22 protein-coding genes and 1 tRNA gene are annotated in these 21,228 nt (G+C 69.6%); 14 read left to right on the top strand and 9 right to left on the bottom strand.

The genetic code is table 11. From position 1 onward, the window contains the following. The 3 genes from ABT08_RS06535 to ABT08_RS06525 all read left to right on the top strand — a co-directional run. Window positions 1-834 (top strand): GMC family oxidoreductase (locus ABT08_RS06535; RefSeq protein WP_288114304.1); only part of this gene is annotated, 834 nt, incomplete at its 5' end. A 20-nt stretch (window positions 835-854) separates the two neighbouring features. Beyond that, on the top strand, window positions 855-2,261 hold the full coding sequence (locus ABT08_RS06530) for an aldehyde dehydrogenase family protein (protein WP_288114302.1): 1,407 nt from the start codon (window positions 855-857) through the stop codon (window positions 2,259-2,261). Next, a complete protein-coding gene (locus tag ABT08_RS06525; protein ID WP_056210208.1) occupies window positions 2,258-3,001 on the top strand; it encodes an SDR family NAD(P)-dependent oxidoreductase in 744 nt (247 codons plus the stop codon). The genes ABT08_RS06530 and ABT08_RS06525 overlap by 4 nt, the downstream gene beginning before the upstream one ends. 115 nt (window positions 3,002-3,116) lie before the next feature. Here the strand turns inward: ABT08_RS06525 and ABT08_RS06520 are convergent, their stop codons facing one another. Next, a complete protein-coding gene (locus ABT08_RS06520) occupies window positions 3,117-3,563 on the bottom strand; it encodes an SRPBCC family protein (protein ID WP_056210206.1) in 447 nt (148 codons plus the stop codon). Window positions 3,564-3,577: 14 nt separating this feature from the next. Then, window positions 3,578-4,135 carry a TetR/AcrR family transcriptional regulator gene (locus tag ABT08_RS06515; RefSeq protein WP_056210204.1) on the bottom strand — a complete coding sequence of 186 codons (558 nt, stop codon included), beginning with the start codon at window positions 4,133-4,135 and terminating at the stop codon, window positions 3,578-3,580. Window positions 4,136-4,253: 118 nt separating this feature from the next. Here ABT08_RS06515 and ABT08_RS06510 point away from each other — a divergent pair, with 118 nt between their 5' ends. From ABT08_RS06510 to ABT08_RS06495, 4 genes are all read left to right on the top strand, one after another. After that, entirely contained in the window at window positions 4,254-5,216 is a 963-nt protein-coding gene (locus ABT08_RS06510) for an alpha/beta hydrolase (RefSeq protein WP_056210202.1), read from the top strand. Between the two features lie 82 nt (window positions 5,217-5,298). Continuing rightward, window positions 5,299-6,267 carry a hypothetical protein gene (locus tag ABT08_RS06505; RefSeq protein ID WP_288114301.1) on the top strand — a complete coding sequence of 323 codons (969 nt, stop codon included), beginning with the start codon at window positions 5,299-5,301 and terminating at the stop codon, window positions 6,265-6,267. Window positions 6,268-6,352: 85 nt separating this feature from the next. Next, window positions 6,353-6,811: a DUF6069 family protein gene (locus ABT08_RS06500; RefSeq protein ID WP_056210198.1), complete on the top strand. Its 459-nt coding sequence runs from the start codon at window positions 6,353-6,355 to the stop codon at window positions 6,809-6,811. Between the two features lie 38 nt (window positions 6,812-6,849). Next, complete coding sequence (locus ABT08_RS06495) at window positions 6,850-7,611, top strand: potassium channel family protein (protein WP_056210197.1); 762 nt, start codon at window positions 6,850-6,852, stop codon at window positions 7,609-7,611. A gap of 4 nt (window positions 7,612-7,615) precedes the next feature. Here the strand turns inward: ABT08_RS06495 and ABT08_RS06490 are convergent, their stop codons facing one another. The 3 genes from ABT08_RS06490 to ABT08_RS06480 form a co-directional block, all read right to left on the bottom strand. Then, a complete protein-coding gene (locus ABT08_RS06490) occupies window positions 7,616-8,845 on the bottom strand; it encodes an LCP family protein (protein WP_056519136.1) in 1,230 nt (409 codons plus the stop codon). A 125-nt stretch (window positions 8,846-8,970) separates the two neighbouring features. Next, window positions 8,971-9,315 (bottom strand): histone-like nucleoid-structuring protein Lsr2, encoded by a 345-nt coding sequence (locus tag ABT08_RS06485; protein ID WP_045248717.1) that lies wholly within the window; start codon window positions 9,313-9,315, stop codon window positions 8,971-8,973. A gap of 411 nt (window positions 9,316-9,726) precedes the next feature. Then, complete coding sequence (locus tag ABT08_RS06480; RefSeq protein WP_056210195.1) at window positions 9,727-10,245, bottom strand: methylated-DNA--[protein]-cysteine S-methyltransferase; 519 nt, start codon at window positions 10,243-10,245, stop codon at window positions 9,727-9,729. Window positions 10,246-10,375: 130 nt separating this feature from the next. On the opposite strand from ABT08_RS06480, the gene ABT08_RS06475 reads away from it, so the two are divergent. Together ABT08_RS06475 and ABT08_RS06470 are read left to right on the top strand one after the other, a co-directional pair. Continuing rightward, a complete protein-coding gene (locus ABT08_RS06475; protein WP_416361449.1) occupies window positions 10,376-14,134 on the top strand; it encodes an AAA family ATPase in 3,759 nt (1,252 codons plus the stop codon). A 4-nt stretch (window positions 14,135-14,138) separates the two neighbouring features. Beyond that, window positions 14,139-14,327, top strand: a complete 189-nt coding sequence (locus ABT08_RS06470; protein ID WP_045248597.1) for a hypothetical protein — start codon at window positions 14,139-14,141, stop codon at window positions 14,325-14,327. A gap of 16 nt (window positions 14,328-14,343) precedes the next feature. Here the strand turns inward: ABT08_RS06470 and mscL are convergent, their stop codons facing one another. The 3 genes from mscL to ABT08_RS06455 are packed head-to-tail and all read right to left on the bottom strand — an operon-like array spanning window position 14,344 to window position 15,693. Further along, window positions 14,344-14,772: a large conductance mechanosensitive channel protein MscL gene (mscL, locus tag ABT08_RS06465; protein ID WP_045248598.1), complete on the bottom strand. Its 429-nt coding sequence runs from the start codon at window positions 14,770-14,772 to the stop codon at window positions 14,344-14,346. A 33-nt stretch (window positions 14,773-14,805) separates the two neighbouring features. Further along, window positions 14,806-15,081, bottom strand: a complete 276-nt coding sequence (locus ABT08_RS06460; protein WP_056210193.1) for an FmdB family zinc ribbon protein — start codon at window positions 15,079-15,081, stop codon at window positions 14,806-14,808. A 15-nt stretch (window positions 15,082-15,096) separates the two neighbouring features. After that, on the bottom strand, window positions 15,097-15,693 hold the full coding sequence (locus ABT08_RS06455; protein ID WP_288114299.1) for a 5-formyltetrahydrofolate cyclo-ligase: 597 nt from the start codon (window positions 15,691-15,693) through the stop codon (window positions 15,097-15,099). A gap of 39 nt (window positions 15,694-15,732) precedes the next feature. Between ABT08_RS06455 and galU the strand changes: the two genes are divergently transcribed. The 5 genes from galU to ABT08_RS06430 all read left to right on the top strand — a co-directional run bounded on the left by galU (window position 15,733) and on the right by ABT08_RS06430 (window position 19,379). After that, complete coding sequence (gene galU / locus ABT08_RS06450) at window positions 15,733-16,620, top strand: UTP--glucose-1-phosphate uridylyltransferase GalU (protein WP_045248601.1); 888 nt, start codon at window positions 15,733-15,735, stop codon at window positions 16,618-16,620. Window positions 16,621-16,651: 31 nt separating this feature from the next. Next, the gene (locus ABT08_RS06445) at window positions 16,652-17,281 is read left to right on the top strand and encodes a GNAT family N-acetyltransferase (RefSeq protein WP_056210188.1); all 630 of its coding nucleotides are present in this window, start codon (window positions 16,652-16,654) and stop codon (window positions 17,279-17,281) included. Window positions 17,282-17,346: 65 nt separating this feature from the next. Further along, window positions 17,347-18,276 carry a large exoprotein gene (locus tag ABT08_RS06440; protein ID WP_288114296.1) on the top strand — a complete coding sequence of 310 codons (930 nt, stop codon included), beginning with the start codon at window positions 17,347-17,349 and terminating at the stop codon, window positions 18,274-18,276. Window positions 18,277-18,356: 80 nt separating this feature from the next. Continuing rightward, window positions 18,357-18,432: transfer RNA gene (locus ABT08_RS06435), tRNA-Ala, on the top strand. A 242-nt stretch (window positions 18,433-18,674) separates the two neighbouring features. Continuing rightward, complete coding sequence (locus ABT08_RS06430) at window positions 18,675-19,379, top strand: helix-turn-helix transcriptional regulator (RefSeq protein ID WP_288114294.1); 705 nt, start codon at window positions 18,675-18,677, stop codon at window positions 19,377-19,379. Between the two features lie 148 nt (window positions 19,380-19,527). On the opposite strand, the gene ABT08_RS06425 is transcribed toward ABT08_RS06430, so the two are convergent. Then, window positions 19,528-20,717, bottom strand: a protein-coding gene (locus tag ABT08_RS06425; RefSeq protein WP_288114293.1) for an IS3 family transposase whose coding sequence is annotated in 2 segments (ribosomal slippage) — window positions 19,528-20,436 and window positions 20,439-20,717 — 1,188 coding nt in all. Because the reading frame shifts where the segments join, the coding sequence is not laid out codon by codon here. Window positions 20,718-21,228: the final 511 nt, after the last annotated feature.

The following is a 21,228-nucleotide window of genomic DNA, read 5'->3' as shown; positions in this document are numbered from 1 at the left end:
GAGGTTCTGACGGCGGATGAGATCGTGCTGGCCGGGGGAACGTTCGGCTCGGCCGAGGTGCTGCTGCGCAGCGGCATCGGCCCGGCCGAGCAGCTCGCCGACCACGGCATCCCGCTGGTCGCCGACCTTCCCGTAGGCAAGAATCTCCACGACCACTATCTGGTGCCCGTCATCTTCGGCACCGAGCGGCCGGTCGAGGCGCCCGCCCCCCATCGCTCGGTCACGCAGAGCCACTGGTTCTGGAAGTCGGATCCCGCCCTCGCGGTGCCCGACACCCAGCCGATCACGTTCAGCGTGCCGATGCTCGAACCCGACATGTCGTTCGAGGGCACCGGGTTCACGCTCATGGCCGGGCTCGTGACGACCCACAGCCGTGGCGAGGTCACGCTCGCCGACGCCGGGGACCCTGCCGGCATCCGCATCGATCCGCACGTGCTGGAAGATCCGCGGGATCTCGCGAGCATCCTCGCCAGCGTGCGCCAGTGCCTCGAGGTGGGTGCGCAGCCCGCACTCGCCGACGCGTGGGGGGCGGCGGTCGTCTACCCTGCACCCGGCGCCGGCGACGATGCGCTGATCGCCTACATCCGCGAGCACGTCATCACCTACCACCACCAGGTCGGCACGTGCCGGATGGGCTCCGACGACCGTGCCGTGGTCGATCCGACGCTGCGCGTGCGCGGCGTCGCCGGTCTCACCGTGGCCGATGCGTCGGTCATCCCGACGGTCACCACCGGCAATACCAACGCTCCGGCCGCAGTCATCGGCGAGAAGGCGGCAGACTTCCTGCTCGCGTCAGCCGACGCGCCCGTCGCGGTCACCAACGCCGCCGTCTGAGCGCACCCGATCTCGAGGAGATGAGAACGATGAACCCCCTTCTGCAGCGCGTCAGCGTCGACGGCGGACGCCCGATTCCGGATGCCGCGACCGGCGAGACCATCGGCTACGCCCCCGAGCACGTCGTGAACGACCTCGAGGCGCTGATCACGAGGGCACGCATCGCGCAGCCGGCATGGGCAGCACTACCCGCCAGCGAGCGCGGCGCGCTGCTGCATGCGGCGGCCGAGCGGGTCGCGCTCGTCGCCGACGAGCTGGCCGACGCGGTCTCGCGCGAACAGGGAAAGCCGCTCAACGGCATCGGCGCCCGCGTCGAGGTGGGGGCGGTGCAGGGCTGGCTCCATGTGAACGCCGACCTCGAGGTGGCCCCCGAAGTGCTCGTCGACGACGCCGAGAACTACTCCGAGCTCATCTACAAGCAGGTTGGTCTCGTCGGCGCGGTGGGTCCGTGGAACTGGCCGCTCATGATCACGATCTGGCAGATCGCCCCGGCGCTGAAGATGGGCAACGCGGTCATCGTGAAGCCGTCGGAGTACACACCGCTGAGCGTGCTGGCGCTCGTCAGCATCTTGAACGAGGTGCTTCCCGAGGGGGTGCTGCAGGTCATCTCGGGCGGCCGGGCGGTCGGTGCGGCGCTGACGTCGCACCCCGCCTTCGGGAAGATCATGTTCACCGGTTCGACCGCGACGGGCAAGGCTATCGCCGCGGCATCCGCTCAGAACCTCACTCGGCTCACGCTCGAACTCGGCGGAAACGACGCCGGCATCGTGCTTCCCGGCACCGATATCGACGCCCACCTCGACGCGCTGTTCTGGGGCGCGTTCATCAACACCGGGCAGACGTGCGCCGCGCTCAAACGCCTGTACGTGCATGAGTCGCAGTACGAGCAGGTGCTCGACGCTCTCGCCCGCAAGGCCGCCGCAACCCCGATGGGGCGCGGCGTCGACGAGTCGAACGAGCTCGGTCCGCTGCAGAACGCGATGCAGTTCGACATCGTCGCGCGCCTCGTCGACGACGCGCGCGCCCGCGGACGCCGCATCGTGACCGGCGGCTCGCCCGCGCCACATCTCGGGCGCACGTTCTTCGAGGCGACGATCGTCGGCGACGCTGTCGACGGCGACCCGATCGTCGACGAGGAGCAGTTCGGGCCGGTGCTTCCGGTGATCCGCTACGACACGGTCGAGTCGGCGATCGCGTCGGCCAATCGACTGGATGCCGCACTCGGCGCGTCGGTGTGGGGCGACGATCCCGCGCAGACCCGTGAGGTGGCGCTGCGGCTCGAGGCCGGCACCGTGTGGATCAACAAGCACGGCGGGATCCACCCGATGGTGCCGTTCGGCGGCATCAAGGGATCGGGATACGGCATGGAGTTCGGGTTCGAGGGGCTGAAGTCCGTGGCGGTGCCGGTCGTCATCACGTCGCGATGAGCGTCATGCGCACCGCTCTCGTCACCGGCGCGGGCCGGGGCATCGGCCGCGCGTGCGCGCTCGCGCTCGCCGAGACGGGGGTGGCGGTGCTGGTGACGGACCGCGATGGCGATGCCGCGGACGCTGTGCGTGCGGAGATCGCGGATCGGGGCGGCGTGGCGCTGGCCCAGGCGCTCGACACGACTTCGACTGAGGAGCACGCGCGCGCCATCGACCTCGTGCGCGCGCACTGGGGCGGGCTGGACGTGGCGGTGAACAACGCCGGGATCACGCAACCGGCGACGGACACGGCGGACATCTCGCCGGCGCAGTGGCGCCGCGTGCTCGACGTCAACCTCGATGGCGTCTTCTACGGCGTGCGCCTCCAGCTCCCCGCCCTGCTCGAGCGCGGCGGGGGAGTGATCGTCACGATCTCCAGCCTCGGCGGTGTGCGGGGGCTCGTCGGGATGTCTCCCTATGCGGCCGCGAAGCACGCGATCAACGGCCTGATGAAGACGGTCGCACTCGAGTACGGAAGTCGCGGTGTCCGGGCGTTGGCTGTCGGGCCGGCCTACGTCGCCACCGGTCTCGAGCGCAACCTGCCCGCGGACGTGCAGGCGAGCCTGCCCGGCCTGCACGCACTCAACCGCATCGGCCAACCGGAGGAGATCGGGGCGGCCGTCGCCTGGCTCGCCAGTCCGGCGGCAAGCCTCATCACAGGGTCGTACATCCCCGTCGACGGCGGCTACCTGGCGCGCTGATCGGCTGAGCGCCGCCAGAGAGCGCACGGCGGGTCGCCGCGAACCCGGCATCGCGCGTCGGCATCGATGATCGCCGCTGACGCGCGGGATGGCCCGGCGCCCGCGTGCCTCCCGCTCAGCCCCCGCCCGCCTGCAGGAGGTGCGCGTTGCGCTGCCGGATGAGTCGGCGCAGGTACGGCACGAGCACGAGGCGCTCGGCGACCGCGCCGAAGACGGGGGAGGTGACCTCGATCACGTCGGTCATCACCGTCCCCGCGCCGTCGTGCTCGAAGAGGTGTTCGTGCCGGAACCGCCGGAACGGCCCGCTGACCTGTTCGTCGACGAATCGGTGCGGTCGATCCAGCGAGCTGATCCGGGAGGTCATCGTGATCCATACGCCGAAGTGGCGTGCGCGCCATGTCACGGTCTCGTCGAGCCCGATGCGTCCGGAGGTGGTTCCGGCGATGGCGCGCTCACCGGCGTCCGCCATCGACGCGAGGTGCAGGTCGATGCTGAGGGAGAGGTCGAAGCGGTCGTCGACGGGCACATCGGTGCGAGTGACGATGGTGAATCCGGATGCCACGTCCCGCCGCCCGCTCAGCCCGCCAGGGCGGCGTCGATGAGGGTCGCCGCCGCGGCGCGGGCCTGCGCCGCGGCATCCGTTGTTCCGGCGATGGCGGCTGTGGTCTGGGCGCCCTCGGCGAGGATCGCGAGCTGCGGGGCGAGGGTCGCGGGCGCACCGGCGTCGGCGACGAGCTCGGCGACGTACCGCTGGAAGTCGATCTTGTGCTCGCGCACGGTCCGGGCGACGGCCGGGTTGGCAGCTCCGAGCTCGGCGAACGCGTTGATGAACCCGCACCCGCGGAAGTCGGCCTCGTCGAACCAGCCGGCGAGGTAGTCGTAGACCGCGAGCAGCCGCTCGCGCGGGTCGCTGATCGCGTCGACCGCGCCGGTGACGCCGTCCGTCCACATGCCGTGGCGCTTGTCGAGCACGGCGAGGATCAGGTCGTCCTTCGACGCGAACTCCTTGTAGAGGGCCCGCAGCGAGACACCGGCGGCGTCGCGCACGGCGTCCATGCCGACCTGGCCGATGCCGCGCGTGTAGAAGAGGCCGTCCGCGGCGTCGACGATGTGCCCCCGAACCTCATCGCTCATGAGGGCAGTCTACTTGACAGTGAGAACGAGCGTTCTCTACAGTGGGGATCACGCGATGAGAACGAGCGTTCTCACTCTCTCGACCCCGAGACGCGCCCCACGAAGGAGACATCGGATTATGGCTGGAAACCCCCACAAGCTCGCCCTCGAGCCCGCCGCGCAGGCGTTCGTCGACGCCACCAGCGAGCCCCCGTTCCTCTACCAGCTCGCCCCCGCCGACGGTCGCGCCGCCGTGGACGGCGTGCAGGACGAGCCCATCGAAGAGCCCGAGATCGACGAGGAGTGGGTCGAGATCGCCGGCGGACCCTCGGGTTCGGTGAAGGTTCGCATCGTGCGCCCCGCCGGCGCCACCGGTGTGCTGCCGGTCGTGCTCTACACGCACGGCGCGGGCTGGGTCTTCGGCGACGCGCACACCCACGACCGTCTCGTGCGCGACCTCGCCGTCGGTGCCCGTGCGGCCGTCGTGTTCCCCGAGTACGACCGTTCGCCCGAGGTGCGCTACCCGCACGCCATCGAGCAGGTCTGGGCGACCGCGCAGTGGATCGTCTCCGACGGGGCATCCCATGACCTGGATGCCGCCAAGCTCGCCGTCGCCGGCGACTCGGTCGGCGGCAACATGACCGCCGCGCTCACCCTCCTCGCCAAGCAGCGCGGCGGCGTCTCGCCGGTCGCGCAGGTGCTCTTCTACCCTGTCACCGACGCCGCGTTCGACACGCCGTCGTACGAGACGTTCGCCGAGGGATACTTCCTCGCCCGCGACGGCATGCGCTGGTTCTGGGACCAGTACACGACGAGCGAGAGCGACCGCGCCCAGATCACCGCGTCGCCGCTGCGCGCCGAGCTGTCCGACCTCGCCGGCCTTCCGCAGGCGCTCGTCATCACGGCAGAGGCCGATGTGCTGCGCGACGAGGGCGAGGCCTACGCGGCGAAGCTCCGCCAGGCGGGCGTTCCCACGACCGCCGTGCGCTACCAGGGCATCGTGCACGACTTCGTCATGGTGAACTCCCTGCACGCCACGCAGGCCGCGACAGCCGCGGTCGCTCAGGCGGTCTGGTTCCTGCGTCAGGCGTTCTCGGCGTAACGCGGGGGAGGTTCCGACGGATCGCAGTAGAGTCGGCGGTGACCAACGGAGGTTTCCGGGCGGGGGGATCGAAGGGGGACGCATGGACACGGTCGTGCTCATCGCCGTTCTCTTCGTCGTCAGCGCCGTGGTCTTCGCGATCGTCGGAACCTCCTCGACCCGCGCCGCGGGAGCCGCAGCGGATGCGCAGCGGCTCATCCGGGCGGCCGGCGCAGCCGGCGTCGCCGCCGTCGCGTCGACGCTGCTCTATCTGCTCTACGCGGCCACTCCGGCTCTCACGACACTGATCCTCGGTGACGTGGCCATGGTCACCGCTCCGGCGCTGATCTGGTTCGCGCTGCCGGCACCGAGAGCGGTGCGCACTGCGCGTGCCGCCGTCTCGGTGGCGTTGCTTCTCACGGTGTGGATGACGTCGGCCACGGCGCCGGTCGCCACCTCGGTGCTGGTCAAGACGATTGCGCTCGTCGTGATCACGGCCGGGGTGGCGATCGCCGTGCGGCGACGCGAGATGCGCGGCCGGCCCGGCGCGACGACGCTGTTCGCCACATTCGCGGGGTACGCCCTGTACTCGCTCGTGCGTGTGGTGCTCGGGATCGTCGCCGTCACCGGCGCGGCCCCGATCTCGAGCGACCTGTCGACGAACCTCACCAGCCTCGCGGGTGTGGCCGCGGTCATCGGAACGGGCATCGGATGCGTGCGCTTCGCGCGCACGAACCCCTCCTCGCGGGTCGCGCGGCCGGCGGCGCGGCTCGCCGGTGACGCAACGGCGACCGCGTGGACCGTGCGCGTCGCCGCTCCCGGGTCGCCCGATGAGCCTCCCCTCGGAGGAGCCGAACTGCTCGGAGCCGTGAGGGACCTGGATGCCGCAGCCACCCCGCACCGGAGCGGCCACGTCGTATTCCGCTCGACGCTTCCGCCCGACGCCGTGCGCGACATCCTCGTTCAGCGACTGGCACTCGCCGCGCACATCCCGCGCAGCGACGTGGCGAGCAGACTCACGATCGAGGCCGGGCCGGAGCCCGGCGCTGCGGGGGGTTCCGCCCCGGAGTGAGGCGCGACATCCTCAGTCTCATCTGGGAACCGCGCCGCTACCGTTCGCCGAGGACGCGCACGGGGCGCGACGGAAGGGACCTGTCATGAGCGCAGGATCGACGCGTACGGCACCGTTCGGACTCGACCTCCCGATGGGGCGTGCTCAGCCGTCGGCGGTGCGCACGGTGATCGCGATCGTCGTCGCCGTGGTCGGCTCGATCGCCGCATGCGCCGTGCTCGCCGCGCTCGGGCCGATCGTGTTCCCGCGCACCGCCGGCTATGAGCACTACGCCTTCGCGGACTACGCCAAGCTCACGACGATCGGCGTGATCGGGGCCGGCATCGGCTGGCCGATCGTGACCCTCTTCTCGACCCGCGCCGCGCGGCTCTATCTCTGGCTCGCGATCATCGTGACCGTCGTCTCCTTCGCCCCCGATCTCTGGATCTGGTGGAAGGGTCAGGACGGCCAGGCGGTGTTCGTGCTGATCGTCATGCACGTGGCCGTCGCGGCGGTCACCTACCCGGCGATGGTGCTCATCGCGCCGCAGCGCCGCCGCGCCTGACGACGCGAGGTCATCCGCAGGCGCGCGATAATCGCCGCATGTACGGGGAACGGTATGAACGCTGGCGGCGACTGACGGAGTGGCCGCTCACGGCGGGCGGGAGCCTCTTCCTGCTGCTGTACGCCATCAATGTGCTCGCCCGCCCGACGGGCGGAGTCGCGATCGGTGTCACCGCGTTGCTGGTGGCGACGTGGCTGTTCTTCTTCGTCGACTACGTCGTGCGACTGGTGCTCGCCGAGCAGCGACGCCGGTGGTTCGTGCGACATCTGCTCGATCTCGCGGTCGTCGTGCTGCCGATGTTCGGCACGCTGGAGGTCATCCGGTACCTCATGGTGTTCGCGCTGATCCAACGAGGCACGGGGTCGATCCTGCGGGGGCGCGTGATCGTGTACGCGGCGGGCACCACGGCGCTGACGGTGTTCGTGAGCGCGCTCGCCGTGTACGACGTCGAACGCGGAAGCCACGGGCCGATCGTCACGTTCGGCGACGCGATCTGGTGGGCGTGCACGACGATCACGTCGGTCGGCTACGGCGACTACTACCCGGTGACGACCACCGGTCGCATCGTGGCGATCGCGCTGATGGTGGGCGGCATCGCGCTCATCGGCGTCGTGACCGCGACCATCGCCTCGTGGATCATCGAACGCGTGGCGGCGTCCTCTCTCGCACCTCCCGTGCCGGCAGAGCTCGTCGCGCAGCTGCGGGACGAGATCGCGGCGCTCCGCGCCGAGCGACAGGCGGATGCCTCGGCCGCGCCGCCGTCCGCCGGCGTCACGCGGGTCGTCGACCCGCCGGCATGAGCGGTCAGTTCACGCAGGGGAGCACGCCGGATTCCATGGGCTGCTGCGAGTTCGTGTAGGTCTGCGAGGTCGGCGCCGGAGTGGGCGCGGCGGATGCGGTCGAGCTCGACGTCGCCGTGGGCGCGGGGGTCGCTGTGGCGGTGGGCGGGTTGATGAGGTTCTGCACGATGGCGGCGATCTTCGTCTGGTCGACGATGTTGACGCTCTGACCGTCGATGGTGCCGAACTTCTCGATCGGGAGGGTCTGGAACGTGATGTCGCCTCCGGCCAGCCGCTGCGCGTCGCTCGCGAGACTCAGCAGGTCGAACCCGGAATCGAGTGCGACGTACTGCTTCGCGGTGTCGATGAGCGTCTGCAACGTGCCGAGGTTCGTGAAGGTCTGCGTCTGCTTGAGCTTCAGCGCGAGCGAGACCATGAACGCCTGCTGGCGACGTGTGCGGTCGAGGTCGGTGAGGAAGACGTTCTTGTACTGCGTATCGCGGCGCTGGCGCACGAAGGCCATCGCCTGCGAGGCATCCAGCTGCTGCACGCCAGCGGGGAAGTTCGCGCCCGAGTAGTAGTCGGCGGTCGCGTGGTTGAGGCAGACGGTGATCGGCTGAACGGCCTGGGCGACGCGATAGAACGCCGCCATCGTCACCTCGACGAAGTGGTCGATGCGCACCCCGCCGAGGAACTGCGAGACGGTCTGGATCTCTGCTTCGCGGGCGTCGTCGCGCGCCTGCTGGTAGGCGGTCGCCTTCGGCGTGCCCTTCGCGAGCAACGCGTTGTACGAGGCATCCAGTGTGCGGCCGTAGTCCTCCTTGATCTTGCCGTGCGTGACGCCGGCGGGCTTGTTCGCGTAGGCCACGTAGTCGTCGCGGGGGATCGATACACCGACCGCGGGGCCGCCTCCGGCGGGGATGTGGATGTACATCAGCACGTTGGTGTTGTAGCCGCCGACGCTCTCGTCCTCCGCGTGGATGGCGTTGTAGATGTCCTGCGGGTAGGGGTTGCCATCCTCATCGACGCGGCTGTCGAGGCCCATCACGAGGATGTTGACCTCGCCGGTGTTCTGCGCGACGCCGCCGTCGGGCATCGAGATGTCCGATCGGTGGATGCCGTTCAGGTCGGCGAGGGTCATCACGATGCCGACCGCGGCGACGATCACGGCGATCGTGACGACGGCGAGGGCGCTGAAGATGATCCGGCGGCGGATGATCACTCGACGGGAGACGGGCTTCGAACGGCGTGACACCGCCTCATCGTGACGGCGTGCGCTTATCTACCGCATGTGAATGTGCTGTCGGGAACCTGGATGCCGCGGCGCGAACGCCGAACGCCGGGTCGCACCTCGTGCGGCCCGGCGTTCGTGGGGTGGAGTCAGTGTGCGGCGTCGTACGCGTCGAGAACCTGAGCGGGAACGCGCCCGCGCTCGGAGACGGTGAAGCCGTTCGCTGCGGCCCACGCGCGGATCGCGGTGTAGTCGCGCTGCGCTCCCGCCGACTTCCGCTTGCGGGCGCCCGCGGATGCCGACGACGTCGATGTCGACCGGCCGGCGCTCACGTACGGGGCGAGGATGTCGCGGAATGCCGCGGCGTTCGCGTCGGAGAGGTCGAGTTCGTATGCGCGACCGTCGAGAGAGAAATTCACGGTCTCTCCCTCGCCGACTTCAAGGACGGTTCCGTCGATATCGTCGACGAGTTGATGCACAATTCTGCGAGCCATGGTCATAACAGTACGTTCTTTGCTCGTGTTATTCGGCGACGCGCCCGAAATGTCAGAAAATCCATCGATCTCGACACGACCGCCCGCGTGATCACCGTCGACGGTGCGGCGCTGCCGTCCGTAGCCCCCGGAATACCGCGAGTTTCGGCGGCTGAGTGAATGCGCCGGCCGTGATGTTCCCCCATTCGACGACGCGGATATTCCGGAGGAATGGCGGATGCCGCACGCGCACGTCGCTTGACGGAAGGACCGAAATGCATGTGCCGTGCCGAATGCGTGAATTCGACTCTTGTCGCGGAAGCGCCACAGAATCGCGCGCGGGGTGAAAAGAGTCCACGGCGGTCTGTGCGCTGTCGCCGACGTCGACGTAGATGGCGACGACGTCGAAGAAGAGCCCGGGCGGCGGCCGGCCTACACGGACGCGCCGGCCCGGGAGCGTTCGAGATCGATGAGCTGCTGCTTGATCTCGGGATGTCCGCCGTAATCGCCGATCGAGCCGTCGGCGCGCACGACGCGGTGCACGGGTACGACGATCGAGAACGGACTGAGCCGGCACGCGGTTCCCACCGCGCGGTGAGCGCGCGGGCGACCGGCCATCACGGCGACCTCGCCGTAACTCGCCGTCTCGCCGTAGGGGATGTCACCGACGGCCTGCAGGGCCTCGCGGGTGAAGCCGTCGGTGAGGCGCCAGTCGAGCGCGAGCCGACACGGGTCGCTTCCGCCGTCGAAGTATCCGTCGAGCCATGCGGTGAGCTCGGCGGCGGGTCGCTCGTCGTGCACCGGTTCGGCGTGAAGCGCGAGCGAGATCTCGGCGATCGCGACATCGAGCGGTCGGTGCAGCACCTCAAGGGCGACGAGCCCTTCAGACGTGTGCACCATGAGCACTTCGCCGACGGGTGTCGGGTGGGTCGAGAAGGTCGGGTCGGTCATGGCTCCATCATGACGAGCGGCGACAGGGGAGTGGCATCCGACCGCTCGGTCTGAGGGAGCTGCCGCTCGTCGGCGCGCGGGGGAGGAGGCGCCGTGCGGCGTGTCGCCAATCCCGCGAAACCCGCCGGGAATGCCGGGAACCGCGGATTTGCGCCCGTATGGTGACCGTGTGTGGCGAGGCGACAGAACGGCGACGGCGAGCGAGAGCATCGCGGCGCGCGGTGAGGAACAGCCGGAGGCGGTGGCCGCGGCATCCGATGTGTTCTCCCTCGACGAGGCTCGTGCGCGGTTGCGCGCGCAGGCGACGCTCGTGGGCGGGCGGTCGACCCTGCTGCACTACGACGACACCGCCGAGAGCGGTATCGACATCACCAAGGCCCACCCCGGGAGCCTCCCGCAGTTCCTGACCGGTCGGGCGACGCTCCTGTCGAATCTGTTCCGCGACGAGGTCGCAGGCCGCACGGCGCGCATCGCCGGCGCGCGGGTCACCACCAAGCACGTCGAACTGCGCACCGCGCGCGGCCTCGACAGCGTCTTCCTCGCCGTCGGCATGGCGTCGTGGCGCATCGGTGGGCTGGTCTGCATCGCACCCGTCCTGCTGCGCCCGGTCGCGATCCGCCGCAACCAGGCCGACTTCGAGCTGAAGCTCCACGGATCGTTCGTGGTCAACCCCGAGCTGGTCGCCGCCCTCGGCACCCACTTCGGCATCCGGCTCGACGGTGCCGCGCTGGCCGCCCTCGCCATCGAGGACGGCGTCTTCAAGCCGCAGCCGGTCATCGACCACCTGCGGGCGCTCACCGCGCACATCCCGTCGTACACGGTGAAGCCGCGCCTGGTGGTCTCCAACTTCGCCGACGTCGGCTCGGCGCTGGCCCGCGACATCCCCGAGACAGGTCATCTCGCCCTCGACGCCCTGCTCGGCGAGCCCGTCTCGCGTGACCGTCTGCGCGTTCCGCGGGAGCTTCCCGCGCAGGTCGGCCCCGACGAGCGCGCGCCGTCCGCCGACCTACTGCTGCTCGACGCCGACGCGGAGCAGGAGCGCGTGCTCGCCCGCATCGGCGCGGGGCACTCGCTCGCGGTGCACACCCTGCCGGGCACCGGCGGCACCCAGACCGTCATCAACGCCCTCGGCGTGCTCGTGCGCCAGGGCAAGCGGGTGCTGGTCGTGAGCGCCCGCCGTTCGACGCTCGACGGCATCCGCCATCGCCTCGCCGGCATCGGTCTCGACGCACTCGCCATCTCTCCGCGCCACGTGCGGCGCGACCTCATCCGCGCGATCGGACGCAACGAGAAGTCGACCGCGCCGCAGGTGGCCGACATCGACGACGCGCTGCTGCGACTGCGCACCGTGCTGCGCGACTACCGCGGCGCCCTCACCGTCGACCATCCGTCGCTGGGGGTCACCGCCCTCGACATCGTGCGGGAGCTCACCCGCCTCGCGCAGCTCTCGCCTGCCCCGTCGACGTCGGCCCGCTTCGATGTGGCCACCCTCGAGCGCCTCCGTGACAAGCGCCAGGCGGCGGCCGAGAAGCTGCGCGCCGTCGCACGTCTCGGCGAGTTCCGCTTCGGCCCCGACGACTCACCGTGGTACGGCGTGACGTTCTCGACCACGGATGCCGCGCGCGACGCGCACGCCCTGGCGGGCAAGCTCAGCCGTCAGGCCGTGCCGAGCCTGCTCGAGCGCGGCTACGAACTCATCGCGCAGACGCGGATGCGTCCCTTCCGCACGATCGACGAGCTGGGCGAGTTCCTGCGGCTGCTGCAGGGCATCCGCCAGTCGCTCGAGCGCTTCACGCCGACCGTGTTCGACCGGCCGCTCGTCGAGCTCATCGCCGCCCACTCGCCCCGTCGCGACGTCGGGATGTCGAGCGCGAACCGTCGCCGCCTGAAGAAGCTGTCGCGCGAGTACGTGCGACCGGGCGCGCACGTCACCGACATGTACGAGGCGCTGCTGCGCATCCAGCAGCAGCGCACCGAGTGGGCGCGGCTCACCGAGGCGGGTGTCATCCCCGAGGTCCCGGTAGGGCTCGCCGACGTGCACGTCGCGTGGCAGCACGTCGACGCCGAGCTCGGCGACCTCGACCGCATCCTGCAGCGTGACGAGGCCCACCGCCTCGCCGCCCTTCCGCTGCCTCAGCTGCTGCGCACCCTGGCGGGGCTCGCGGCCGAGTCGGCGTACTTCGACAACCTGGTCGAGCGAGCCGGCATCCGCACCGATCTCGCGCGCGGCGGACTCGAGCCGCTGATGACCGACCTCTCGGTGCGTCACGTTCCCGAGGGCCAGGTGGGCGCCGAGCTCGAGTTCGCCTGGTGGCAGTCGGCGCTCGAGCACCTGCTGCGCACCGACCGGGCGCTGCTCGGCGCGAACACGTCGGTCGTCGATCGTCTCGAGCGCGACTTCCGGTTGGTCGACGAGGCGCACGCCGCGGCATCCGGCCCGCTCCTGGCGGCGCAGCTGGCGACTCAGTGGCGCATCTCGCTCGTCGACGAGCACGACGAGGCGGTCGCGCTCAAGCAGGCGCTGCGCGACGGCGTGAACAGCGCGGGCGCGCTGGCCCGCACCGCCCCGAGCCTGATGCGCACGCTCGCACCGGTGTGGCTGGCGACCCCGTACGACGTGCCGCTGCTGCGCGACGTTCCCGACGTCGACGTCGTGATCGTGGCGGATGCGGCGGCCCTCTGCCTCGCCGAGGCGGCCCCCGCCATCCGCCGCGGCCGTCAGCTGGTGCTGGTGGGCGACCCCGTCACGCAGAAGCCCACGCCGTTCACGGTCGGGTCGGCGGCCGCGGTCGAGGCGGATGAGTTCGACGAGCCCTTCGACGAGACGTCGCTGTTCGACCGGGCCGAGGGACTCGTCGACGTCGAGACGCTCACCCGCAGCTACCGCGCTGGCGGCGAGGACCTCGCGAGCCTCGTCAACGACGCGTTCTACGGCGGCGAGATCTCGTCGCTGCCGTGGGCCGGCTCCTATCTCGGACGCGGCAGCCTCAGCGTGGACTACGTCGAGGGCGGCGTCGGCACACCCGATCCCATCTCGGGTGCCGTCGAGAGTCCCGAGGTCGAGGTCGCCCGCGTCGTGACCCTCGTCACCGAGCATGCGATCAACCGCGGCACCGAGTCGCTCATGGTCATCACGGCCTCCAAGCGCCACGCCGAGCGGGTGCGCGCGGCGGTCGAGGCCGCGTTCGCCGGTCGCTCGGATGTCGCCGACTTCCTCTCCCGCGACACCGCCGAGCCGTTCGCGGTGCTCACCCTCGAGGAGTCCGTCGCCGAGAGCCGCGACCGCGTGGTCTTCTCGCTCGGCTTCGGACTCACCCGCCACGGCCGTGTGCTCAGCGACTTCGGCGACCTGTCGACCCCCGACGGCGAACGCCTCCTGACGGTCGGGATGACCCGTGCCCGCCGCTCGATGGTGATCGTCTCGTGCATCCGGCCCACCGCCTTCGACGAAGGGCGGCTCGCGCACGGTGCGGCGACGCTCATGTCGATCCTCGGCGGTATCGCCGACCGCACCCGTCACGCCGTGTTGGAGGATCTCGCCGACCCGCTGACGAAGGTGCTCGCTCGCGAGCTGCGCGCCCGCGGCCTCGCGGTCGACGTGCACTACCGCGGGCTGCTCACCCTCGTCGCCCACCACGAGGGCAAGGCCGTGGTCGTCGAGAGCGACCCCGAGACCCAGGGGGACTCGCTGCGCGAGTCGCTGCGGCTGCGCCCGCAGATCCTGCGTCGCCTGGGTTGGCACTACGCCCGTGTGCATGCGTTCGACCTCTACAGCGACCCCGCGGGTGTCGCCACCCGTATCGCGGCGATGCTCGGCATCGCGCCGGGCACCGGCGAAGCACCCGTCATCGAAGAGGCACGCACCGCGCCGCTCGACGACCTCGGGTGAGCCGGTGAGCGGGGCGGACGACGAGCGCCAGCGCGTCGTGCGGGTGCGCGGTGCGCGGCGCGCGCGGCTGACGGCGGCGCCGGGCACGAGCGGCGAGCCCGCGGCATCCGCGAACGACGACGCCGCACCCGCCCGGTCGGACGACGGTCCGAACGACGAGCGGATGCGGCGTGAGGTGCCGCCGCACTACTGAGGCGACGGTCGGGTGCTCAGGCCTTCGACTGCTGCTTCTCGAGCAAGTCGCGGATCTGCACCAGCAGCTCGGTCTCGGTGGGCAGCGGCGCCTCTTCGGCCTCGGGCTCCGCACCGATCTTGCGGCGTGCGTCGGCGCGCTCCTTGAACGAGTTCATCGGGAAGACGAAGACGAAGTAGACGACGACCGCCACGGCCAGGAAGTTGATGATCGCGCCGATCACCGCGCCGAAGGCGAAGGTGACCTCGCCGCCGCCGAGGGTCGGCACGGGAACCGCGAGCGCGTCGTTCAGGCTGTCGGCCTTGAAGAGGAGCCCGATCAGGGGGTTGATGACCGAGGCGACGATCACATTGACGATGGCGGTGAACGCAGTACCGATGACGACCGCGACGGCCAGTTCGATGACGTTGCCGCGAAGGATGAAATCTCTGAAGCCCTTGATCACGCGTGATCTCCTCACTTGCCCCGGGGGAGGCGACTAAGAGGCCGCGGGAGCGGCCGAAGACGACGTCTTCGAGTCCGATGATGGCGAAGCGCTGGTCGACCCGCCACTCTCCGCGCCGCTCGCGCTCGATCCCGAGCGCGAATCGGTGCGGTAGAAGCCGCTGCCCTTGAAAGCGACGCCGATCGACCGGTAGTCCTTGCGCAGCAGCCCGCCGCACTCGGGGCACTCGGTGAGAGAGGCGTCGGAGAACGACTGCACGGCGTCGAAGCGGTGACCGCACTGCGTGCAGGCATAGGCGTAGGTGGGCATGGAGTGAGGCCTTCCTCAGCGGCGCGCGGCCGCGAACGTGATGGTGCGGGTGGGGGTGACGACGCCGTCGACGGGTTCGTCGTGCCGGTCGCGCGGCACCTCGTCGAGGATCTCGCTGTCGAAGACGACCGCGTACACCGGCGGGCACTTCTCCATCGAGCCGATCGTCTTGTCGAAGTAGCCACGACCCCAGCCGAGTCGCATCCCGGTGCCGTCGACGGCGGCGGCCGGCACGATCATGAGGTCGACGTCGTTGACCGCGATCGGGCCGAGCAGCTCGCCGGTCGGCTCCGGCAGCCCGAACAGACCCTCGGCGACGTTCTCGTCGTCGGTGGCGACCGCCCAGTCGAGCAGTCCGTCGACGCGGGTCACGGGAAGCAGCACCCGGATGCCGCGCCGTACCGCCGCGGTCAGGAAGTCGCGGGTTCCCGGCTCGGTCGGGGTGGAGATGAAGCACGACACGCTGTGGGCGTCGACCGATGCGACGAGGGCGTCGAGCTGGTCTGAGATCCCCTGGGCCGCGGCATCCCGAGCCGCTTGCGGCAGCTGGGCGCGGCGCTCGCGCAGCTCCGCGCGCAGGGCCCTTTTCTGCGTATCGACGGGGTCGGTCATGGTCACGATTGTAGGCAGGGTGGCCGATAGGATCGGCCCATGTCTGCGCACAAGCCGTTCAAGGCTGTCATCCCCGCTGCGGGTCTGGGCACTCGCTTCCTTCCGGCGACGAAGGCCATGCCGAAGGAGATGCTGCCGGTGGTCGACAAGCCGGCCATCCAGTACGTGGTCGAGGAAGCGGCCGGTGCGGGCATCGACGACGTGCTCATCATCATGGGGCGCAACAAGACGAACATCGAGAACCACTTCGACTCGGTGCCCGAGCTCGAGCAGAAGCTGCGCGAGAAGGGCGACCTCGACAAGCTCGCGAAGGTGGAGCACTCCAGCGACCTCGCGAACATCCACCTCGTGCGCCAGGGCGAGCCGAAGGGCCTCGGCCACGCGGTGCTGTGCGCCAAGGCGCACGTCGACGACCACCCGTTCGCGGTGCTGCTGGGCGACGACCTCATCGACGAGCGCGACCCGCTGCTCACCACGATGCTGAGCGAGTACGACAAGCGCGGCGCGACGGTGATCGCGCTCATGGAGGTCGACCCCGACAGCATCCACCTCTACGGCGCGGCCTCGGTCGAGCCGACGGAGGACGCCGGAGTCGTGAAGGTCACCGGCCTCGTCGAGAAGCCGAAGAAGGAGGATGCCCCCTCCAACCTGGCGGTCATCGGGCGCTACGTGCTGAGCCCCGACGTGTTCGAGATCCTCGAGCGCACGGCGCCCGGCAAGGGCAATGAGATCCAGCTCACCGACGCGCTCGAAGAGCTCGCCGCCAACCCGGCGCAGGGCGTCTACGGCGTCATCTTCCGGGGACGCCGCTACGACACCGGCGACCGGCTCGACTACATCAAGGCGATCGTGCAGCTCGCGAGCGACCGCGACGACCTGGGCCCGTCGCTGCGCTCCTGGGTCAAGGACTTCGCCGCGACCCTGTGACGGCCGCGCACGAGACGATCGGGTCGCCGGCGTGGACCTGAACATTCCGCGGGAGCACGGAGCCATCGGGCTCCGGCTGGTTCGCCAGCGCGATGCGCGCGCCCTGCAGGACCTCCTGCTCGGCAATCGGTCGTGGCTGCGCCCGTGGGAGGCGACGAGCCCCGACGGCATCGTGTCGCTCGACATGCGGGTCGGCGTGCGCCGGCTGCTGCAACAGTACCGCGACGGCCAGGGCGTGCCGTTCGTGATGGAGTACGACGGCGAGGTCGTCGGCCAGTTGAACGTGTGGGGCGTCGCGCGGGGATCGTTGGCCTCGGCGACGATCGGCTACTGGATCGGCGAGCAGTTCGCCGGGCACGACATCACCCCGACCGCGGTCGCGATGGCCACCGACATCTGCTTCACCGAGCTGCGACTGCACCGCATGGAGATCTGCATCAGGCCCGAGAACCACGCGAGCCTTCGGGTGGTCGAGAAGCTCGGGTTCCGCTACGAGGGGCTGCGCCGCCGCTACATCCACATCAACGGCGACTGGCGCGACCACTACGCGTTCGCGCTCGTCCGTGAGGACGTCCCCGAGGGAGTGCTCGCCCGGTGGGCGGCGGGTCGTGCCCCGCAGGATGCCGCCGACATCCCTCCGCAGGACCGACTCGAGCCCTGACTGCTCCGGCTCGACACGCGCGCGCGTGACGGGGGAGCGGCAGCACTCTCCCTTACCGTGGTGCCATGGACGGGCAGTGGCTGGGTGGCGGAGTGATCGTGCTCGTCGCGGCTGCCCTGTGGCTGCTGTACTTCGTGCCCTCCTGGCACTCCACGCACCGATACAACGCCGCCGAGCGCAATGCCGTGCGCTTGGGTCAGGCGCTGCGCATCCTGGCGGAGACGAGCGACACCCCTGACGAGGTGCGCATCGAGCTCGGCGCTCGCGCGAGCCACGCGCAGCAGCGCCTCGCCCGCAAGACGATCGCCGAGCAGCACGAGCTCGAGGCGGTGCGCGCCCAGCGCGAGCTGGACGAGACGCGCGCCCTCGTGAAGGCCGAGCGCGAGGACGCCGCCGAGCGCGCCCGCGCCGACCGACTCGCCGCCCGCATGCGGCCGGCCGCGCGACGCCGTCGTGCGCGCGTGGTCGCCTCCACGTTCGTGCTCGCCGCGCTCGCGCTCGCCGGCGTCGGCGTCTGGCAGTTGCTGACCGCGGGCACGCAGATCTACCTCTGGGCGGCGGCAGGTGTCTTCGCCGTGTCTCTGCTCGTGCTGCAGCGCATCGCGATGCTCGCGACCCGGTCGCGCCGCGTCGAGGCCGCACCCGTCGTGTCGGCACCCGTCGTGAGCGAGAGGGTGCCGGTGCCGGTGACGGATGCCGCGGCATCCGCGACCTGGGAGCCCCGCACCCTGCCCAAACCCCTCACCGCCTCGGCCGGATCGCAGGCTGCGGCCATCGTCGCCGCCGAGGAGGCGCGCGCGGCCCTGCGCCGCGCCGCGGTGGACGAGGCGAAGCGTCAGCGCGCGGCACAGGCCGCTCCGCCCTCGATCGACGTGGCGCGCGTCGCTCGCGTGGAGGCCCCCGCGCCGTCGCAGTACGCCGGCATGGGCTACGTCGACGACGCCGAGATCGAGGCGCATGTGCGCTCGCTGCTCGACGCCCGCCGCGCCGGCTGACACGACACGCGCGACGCGCCCACGGGGCCGCCTCGATGCGAGGCGCGGCCGGGCCGCGTGGTAATGTATCGGAGGTTCACGGGCCTGTGGCGCAGTTGGTAGCGCGCTTCGTTCGCAATGAAGAGGTCAGGGGTTCGAATCCCCTCAGGTCCACCACATCGTTCTCTTCAGAACAAGTGACCTTGTAAGAGCCACTTTCGAACGGCGCTTCTCCCTCCGGAGAGGCGCCGTTCGGCATTTCGGACGGTGATAAGCGCGGCAAACGCCTGGAGTGTCCGGAAAGCCGGTTCAGTATCCAGCATTTCGGTCCGACAACTGTCTCGAGCGTGAGACTGTCCCCCGAAAGGGCGACATCGTTCAGCGTGCGTCGCGCATACGATCACGGTGGGGGAGATGTCATGCGCGAAGGCCACGGGAGTCATACCTCCGCGGGTACGGTACTGGCCGACGAGATCGCGACCGAGTATGTCCGTGAGCTCCGACTCCGCGGACTTCTGCCCGACGACGCGGGTCACGCGGACGAAGAGCAAGCATGGTTCCGGGCGTGGGCGACCGCGAGCAGGCTGTTTCTGCAGCATGGTGTGTCGCCAGTAGCGAAAGCGAATCCGGCCGCGGCCATCTTGAGCGCACGGTCGTTCGTTCATCTCATCGATGGGGCCGAGATCTTGTATCGGCTGCTCATGCTCCACGGGGCGAACCTCCCTGGTGAAGTACGTGAGACCTTTCGGCGCCGAGCGGCGGACGCCGTCTGGACCGAGCTGCGCGTGGCGGTTCAGCTCATGGAACAAGTCAACGTCGGACACAGCAGCACGCGCGAAGTCATCGACCATCACATCGCACGCTCACTTCTCACGGAGCGTGAAGTTGCCGTGTTCGACCTCATGACGTCGCATGCGAGCGTGAAGGAGATCTCCGCGCAGCTGCGCATCTCGCCCCACACGGCGAAGCATCACATCACGAACATCAGTCGGAAGTTGTCGGCGACTGGTCGCCGCGCGGTCTTGGAGCGCGCGCGTGAGGTCGGCCTGCTCGTCGTGATGCCCGCCGCAATGATCGGTTCGATCATGTCTGACGTGATTTCCAGCTCGGTCCCGGGCCTGTGATCAGTCTCCGTCCCGCGAAAGATAGGACCTTGGTCCTATTTACGTGACGTCACTGAGGTTTCTACGTTCTCCCTAGGGATCATCATTGGGGGACGTGATGCAGAAAGGGTCTGCCCCGAGTCTTGTTGACAGTCGGGGTTTGGGGTGATCAGGCCGCTTCTGCGTCCTTGTAGATCATCTCAAACTCGGCGGGGGTGAGTTTGCCGAGGCCGCGCTGCCGGCGTCGGCGGTTGTACTTCGTTTCGATCCAGGTGACCATCGCGAGGCGGAGATCGGCGCGGGTGTCCCAGCGTCTCGTGTTGAGTACGTTCTTCTGGAGGAGACTGAAGAAGCTCTCCATACTCGCGTTGTCCCCGGCGCCGTAGGATCTGCCCATGGAGCCGACGAGCCCGTTGTTGCGGAGCAGGTTCTGGGTGCGTTTCGCGCGGAACTGGCCGCCTCTGTCGGAGTGGCAGATCGTGCCGTCAGGTGAGCGCAACGCGATCGCGTTGCGCATCGCCGCGCGGGCGAGAGATGACTTCATGCGGGTGTCGATGGAGTAACCGACGATCTTGTTCGACCAGACGTCTTTGATCGCGCAGATGTAGAGCTTGCCTTCTCTGGTCGGGTGTTCCGAGATGTCCCAGAGCCAGACCTTGTTCGGCCCGTCGGCGATGAACTCGTGCCGGATGACGCCGTGCTCGTCGACGACCGCGAGGAGGTCATCATGCGGCGCAGGTCCCGTGCTGCCGGGTTTGCTGCGCTTGCGGTGGTGCGACGCGTGGATGCCCGCGATCCGGCAGAGTCGGTGCACCCGGTTCTCGCTCGCGGAGATCCCGTGCTCGCTCTCGAGCTCATCGGTGAGGAACCTGTAGCCGAGCGTGACGTCGTCGGCATGGAGGTCGTAGAGCACATCGATCAGGTGCGCGTCGTCCCAGTCCCGCTGGGAGACCGGGCCTTTGAGCCACTGGTAGTACCCCTGCCTGGACAGGCCGAGGACCCGCAACGCCACCGCGACCGGCACCCTCACGGGAGCACCGGCCGCAGCCATCTCGTGGACGAGCGGGAAGACTATTTTCCCGGCAGGTTCGCCTGCGACAGATACGCCGCGGCCCGCCGCAGCACCTCGTTCTCCTGCTCCAACAGCCGGATCCGCTTATTCGCCTCACGCAGCTGCTTGCGCTCGTCGTCGGTCAGGCCGGCACGCTTGCCGTCCTCGACGTCGGCCTGCTTCATCCAGTTGCTCAACGAGCCTTCGGAGATACCGAAGTCCTTCGCGATCTGCGCCAGCGGCGCTTGACCCTTCCGGGCCACGGCCACGACATCATCGCGGAACTCTCGGGGATAGGGCTTTGCCACAGGAACATCCTTCCAGCGAGGACGAATCCTCACAGTTCAGATGTCAACCAAACTCGGGGCAGACCCGTCGGATCCAACGCCTCGAGTGCAAATGTTGCTGCTCACTCGATCCCTGCGGGCGACACCACCGCAAGCGGGCCGGTCCGGGTGGGTTCCGCGAAAGCAGCCGGCTTGGCCGCGGCGGCATGGGATGGGGAAATCCTCGACCCCGCGCTCATCCAAGGCGACGTGGACTCCGGCGTGCTCCTCGCGTTGGCCAACCAGTACTCCTAGCAATCGGGAAGAGCTATGTCGCAGGCAGAACGACTTCGAGCCCTCCGGACTACTGCCCTCGCCGCCGCGCTGGTGGGGCTGGTTGGTGCCGGTCTTGTCGCCGTGGATTCGCCTGCTCAGGCGGCAACGGTTCAACAACCGAGCGCGCCCAGCAGTCCACAGCCCGTGAAGGGGCATCCGGCCAACCAGGTCGCGAGCACACAGACCGTTCCCGCGACAGCTGTGCCGTCGAGCGCCT

The organism is Microbacterium sp. SCN 71-21, from assembly GCF_001725695.1.
In the GTDB taxonomy this organism is placed as follows: domain Bacteria; phylum Actinomycetota; class Actinomycetes; order Actinomycetales; family Microbacteriaceae; genus Microbacterium; species Microbacterium ginsengisoli.
The sequence above is the reverse complement of the archived record's forward strand: the minus strand, read 5'-3'. Positions and strand labels throughout refer to the sequence as shown.

Excerpts from the sequence above, each read along its gene's own strand:
- ABT08_RS06530 (WP_288114302.1), top strand. The coding sequence starts at position 855 with ATGAGAACGATGAACCCCCTTCTGCAGCGCGTCAGCGTCGACGGCGGA.
- ABT08_RS06495 (WP_056210197.1), top strand. The coding sequence starts at position 6,850 with ATGTACGGGGAACGGTATGAACGCTGGCGGCGACTGACGGAGTGGCCG.
- ABT08_RS06505 (WP_288114301.1), top strand. The coding sequence starts at position 5,299 with ATGGACACGGTCGTGCTCATCGCCGTTCTCTTCGTCGTCAGCGCCGTG.
- ABT08_RS06485 (WP_045248717.1), bottom strand. The coding sequence starts at position 9,315 with ATGGCTCGCAGAATTGTGCATCAACTCGTCGACGATATCGACGGAACC.
- galU (WP_045248601.1), top strand. The coding sequence starts at position 15,733 with ATGTCTGCGCACAAGCCGTTCAAGGCTGTCATCCCCGCTGCGGGTCTG.
- ABT08_RS06515 (WP_056210204.1), bottom strand. The coding sequence starts at position 4,135 with ATGAGCGATGAGGTTCGGGGGCACATCGTCGACGCCGCGGACGGCCTC.
- ABT08_RS06475 (WP_416361449.1), top strand. The coding sequence starts at position 10,376 with ATGCCGGGAACCGCGGATTTGCGCCCGTATGGTGACCGTGTGTGGCGA.
- ABT08_RS06500 (WP_056210198.1), top strand. The coding sequence starts at position 6,353 with ATGAGCGCAGGATCGACGCGTACGGCACCGTTCGGACTCGACCTCCCG.
- ABT08_RS06430 (WP_288114294.1), top strand. The coding sequence starts at position 18,675 with ATGCGCGAAGGCCACGGGAGTCATACCTCCGCGGGTACGGTACTGGCC.
- ABT08_RS06480 (WP_056210195.1), bottom strand. The coding sequence starts at position 10,245 with ATGACCGACCCGACCTTCTCGACCCACCCGACACCCGTCGGCGAAGTG.
- ABT08_RS06525 (WP_056210208.1), top strand. The coding sequence starts at position 2,258 with ATGAGCGTCATGCGCACCGCTCTCGTCACCGGCGCGGGCCGGGGCATC.
- ABT08_RS06455 (WP_288114299.1), bottom strand. The coding sequence starts at position 15,693 with ATGACCGACCCCGTCGATACGCAGAAAAGGGCCCTGCGCGCGGAGCTG.
- ABT08_RS06510 (WP_056210202.1), top strand. The coding sequence starts at position 4,254 with ATGGCTGGAAACCCCCACAAGCTCGCCCTCGAGCCCGCCGCGCAGGCG.
- ABT08_RS06440 (WP_288114296.1), top strand. The coding sequence starts at position 17,347 with ATGGACGGGCAGTGGCTGGGTGGCGGAGTGATCGTGCTCGTCGCGGCT.
- ABT08_RS06460 (WP_056210193.1), bottom strand. The coding sequence starts at position 15,081 with ATGCCCACCTACGCCTATGCCTGCACGCAGTGCGGTCACCGCTTCGAC.